This is a genomic window from Parcubacteria group bacterium, assembly GCA_041657845.1.
Classification (GTDB): Bacteria; Patescibacteriota; Minisyncoccia; order Moranbacterales; family JAKLHP01; genus JAKLHP01.
The window spans coordinates 1-2509 of record JBBABD010000066.1; the positions used below are offsets into that span (position 1 = coordinate 1).

Here is a 2509-nt window from a genome sequence, read left to right on the forward strand (position 1 = left end):
TTCTTGTACCAGTCGGCCATGTTGGTCGACGGGCGCGGGTGGTTAAACTTCCTCTTCTCCTCCTGCCCGGACTTGCCGCCGGGCTTGGAGTCGGAGGCCGACAGGTCGGCTTCCACGGAGCGGTCGGTCTTCTTGGCCGGAACCTCCCCCTCGTCCTCCTTCCACATCCTCACGGCCAGCTTGAGGGCCTTGTGGATGGCCTCCTCGCTCGTCCTGTCGATGTTTCGCGGCAGGTAGCCGGTGACCTTGCGGAACTGGGCGTCGTCGACCAGTTCGGGGAGGTAGAAAGGGCTCTTTTCGTCGACCACCTTCTTGAGGACGCTCTGCTCGTTGCGCTTCTTGAGGAAGGTATCGAACTCGGCCTCGATGTTCGGGGCCTTGGCCTTCGCCTTCTCCTCCTTGCGCGAGTTCTTAACGGCGATGAGGTCTTTCATGGCCTTCTCGGCCTTCTCCTCGGCGATTCGAGCGCGCTCCTTGGCCTGTTCGAGGGTCTCCTCGTCGACCTCGGCAGCGTCGGGCTTAATCTCCTCGGTTTCGGCGTCGATGACGGTTTCCTCATCGAGCGTCCTCTCGTTCTTGTCTTCCATATCGTTAAACGGGCTTGTTTTGGCAGGGTTCCCGCGCCCTGCGACTCTATGGATTAGGTTTTCTGACGAAAAAGACCCTCCTTTCGGGGGGTCTCAATCGCCTCTATGCCGCTGGACAGTTCACGAACCAGCGTCAGGGAGGCAATTGCGGCCCACCGACGTTTCGTGAACTGTGACTTGAAGGTTAAATGACCTCTACCTGCTGTTTAGCCTTCCTTTTGCGCTCCTCTATCTCAAATTGTACCTTAGAATCGCGGAGGAGCGCAAGCAAGGCCTTCCTCTGCCCGAAGGCAGACCAGTATTCCTTCCCCTCAATCCCGCTTCCCATGAGCTTCAGGAGCCCGTAGAGCTCCTTGGCCATGTAGTTCTGGAACTCCGGCCGCGGGAAGGTCTGCGCGAGCCAGAGGTTCACCTTGTCCTGCTCGAAGCCGGAGAGGTCCTTGGTCTCGTGGTCCCTGGCGGTGAAGAAGCTCTTGATTCTGTCAAGCGTTTTCATGGTTTTCCGTTAAGTTTATCCTTCTCTCGACGTTCTCTGTTCAGGTTCATCCTTATCTCGACGGCAGAAATGACGGGTTCCTCCAACTTTTCCCTAGCGCACTTCTCACAGAGATTTTCCGTAGTGAAGCTCCCCTTAAGGTTAAGCACGACGACAAAAGACTTTTCCCCGCACTTACACGGGGTGTCCGTAAGCTCTGACTCGACAAACACCGTATAGGCGTCAAGAGAACCCTTGGGCCACCTAAATCCAAACCTCTTTCCTTTTGAGAATTCATTCATAGTCACGATAACGTCCCCATCTCCCCGAGGGGCTTGGTCCCTGCCGCCATCATGTCGGCCACGGGGGCGGCTCCTGGGACGCCGGGCACGGCGACGGCCTCGCCGTCCTTGTAGCGGGCGGGGTTCTGCCCGTATTGCTTCACCATCTCGTCGAAGAACACGCGCTTGTTGGCGAGGAAGATGCCGGGGAAGAGGGCGGCGACCTGCTCGGTCATCTCCGAGGTGAGGGCCATGTCCACGCCCTTGCCCTTCTGCCGCATGGATTCGGTCTGGATTTCGGCCTCGTACTCGTAATCGTCGAGGTATCCGGGGGGGATGGCCATGAGCTCGACGTCCTCGCCCTCGGTCATCTTGGCCTCCTGCTCCATGACGTCTGTCATGTTGAACGGCTCCCTGTCCTCGCCGTAGCCCATGACGCGGTTCATCTCCCTTATCTCCTTCTCCGGCCTCACCATTAGGCGCATGGTGCCGGTGCCGCCGCCAGAGAGCCGGGCGTTCCTGGAGTTCATGGTCATGCCCTTGCCGTCCTTCCCCGTGCGGGAGTGGTTGGCGACGATTAGGTCGGCGCGGAGGCGGACCTTCTGGAGCCAGAGGTCCTTGAGCATGAGATAGAACCCGCCCTTGTTCTCGCTCGCCCTCTCGTTCGCGAGGACGACCTCGCGGGCGGTCGAGCCGGAGCCGGTCGCCCCGCCCTGGAGGGCGTCGAGGGTGGCGTCGGAGAGGAGCTTGGAAACGCGGTCGAGCATGGAGAACTCGCCCTGCGTCGGGCCGGCCACCGGCATGGGCTTCACCTGGTCCACGTTCTCGACGTAGAGCCTCTCGCTCCCCGTGATGAGCCTGTCCTCGAGCTCAAGGCTGTCCTTGTTCACCTCGCCCACCAGCATGGGGGTGACGAGGGAGCGGTGCGTCTTGTCGAGCAGGGAGTTCTCGAGCGCGTTCTCCTCGTCCTGGAGTCCCATGACGATGTTGGGGAGGCTGTCGCCCCAGAACATCGGCTTGGCGAACGGCTCGAAGACCGCCTTGGCGAAGGGGTATTTCTTCTTCTTTCCGCCCCAGAGGAGGGGGGAGTCGAGCAAAAGGATTCCGTTGACGATTATTCGGTAGCAACTCCGCAGCTTCTCCTTGCCCTCCTCGCCCTCCAGCAT

General features: G+C 60.1%; 4 protein-coding genes. All 4 read right to left on the reverse strand.

From position 1 onward, the window contains the following. A partial coding sequence (locus WC906_05525) for a hypothetical protein (GenBank protein MFA5777859.1) occupies nt 1-587 on the reverse strand: 587 nt, incomplete at its 3' end. Between the two features lie 184 nt (nt 588-771). After that, entirely contained in the window at nt 772-1083 is a 312-nt protein-coding gene (locus tag WC906_05530; protein ID MFA5777860.1) for a hypothetical protein, read from the reverse strand. After that, nucleotides 1080-1364 (reverse strand): hypothetical protein, encoded by a 285-nt coding sequence (locus tag WC906_05535; protein ID MFA5777861.1) that lies wholly within the window; start codon nt 1362-1364, stop codon nt 1080-1082. The genes WC906_05530 and WC906_05535 overlap by 4 nt, the downstream gene beginning before the upstream one ends. Nucleotides 1365-1366: 2 nt before the next feature. Then, nucleotides 1367-2509: hypothetical protein (locus WC906_05540; GenBank protein ID MFA5777862.1), on the reverse strand; the 1143-nt coding region annotated here is incomplete at its 5' end.

What these genes read in the sequence shown, in the direction of transcription:
- WC906_05530 (MFA5777860.1), bottom strand. Translation starts at nt 1,083, where the DNA reads ATGAAAACGCTTGACAGAATCAAGAGCTTCTTCACCGCCAGGGACCAC.
- WC906_05535 (MFA5777861.1), bottom strand. Translation starts at nt 1,364, where the DNA reads ATGAATGAATTCTCAAAAGGAAAGAGGTTTGGATTTAGGTGGCCCAAG.